1 protein-coding gene is annotated in these 689 nt (G+C 50.8%); it reads left to right on the top strand.

The window, feature by feature from the left end; all coding sequences use genetic code 11:
- Window positions 1-689 (top strand): lanthionine synthetase LanC family protein (locus L2755_RS22055; protein ID WP_283102907.1); only part of this gene is annotated, 689 nt, incomplete at both ends.

Below are 689 nucleotides of genomic sequence, written 5' to 3'. Positions count from 1 at the left end.
TATGCCGCTAGGCGACTAAAACGCTCTAGTGATCCGCGCCTATATGAAAAAATTATCACCCACTACGAAGCGTTGGCCATACAGGTAAATGAACAACAGCTATCTTGGCCTCAGGCTAGTCACTCGGTATTCAGGCTCAACACCGAAAACCTTGACGAAATCGAGTTTAACCTGGGCCTAGCCCATGGTGTGCCCGGTATTATTGCCGCCATCTTACCCGCGCTGGCGATCCCACAGCTTGAAAAACGAGTACAAACGCTCCTCACCCATAGCTGCAACTGGCTTATAGAGCAGCAAATAACGACAGAAGAAAGAGAGGTGGGCTTTCCCTGTTCTGTAGGCTCAGACAGCATCGCCAGACTCGGATGGTGCTATGGCGACTTGCCTATCGCATTAACACTGGCACGCGTAGGCCGAGACCTTAAGCTAGACCGATTGATTGAAGCCGCCCGCCATATCGCCATCAGAACCAGCAAGAGAACCGCCGACGATGGCAGTATTTTTGATGCCGGACTTTGCCATGGCAGTAGCGGATTGATAATCATGTTCCAACTGCTAAACGAGATCCTCGACGAGCCAGAGCTTGAGCAAGCGGCACTGCGCTGGTTAGATTTCACCCTACAACGATTCACAGAAAGCGGCCTTGCCGGGCTAAATGCCTATTCTGGAATATCTAAGCAATATGAACA

Source organism: Shewanella abyssi, from assembly GCF_023284025.1.
GTDB lineage: Bacteria > Pseudomonadota > Gammaproteobacteria > Enterobacterales > Shewanellaceae > Shewanella > Shewanella abyssi.
The sequence above is the reverse complement of the archived record's forward strand: the minus strand, read 5'-3'. Positions and strand labels throughout refer to the sequence as shown.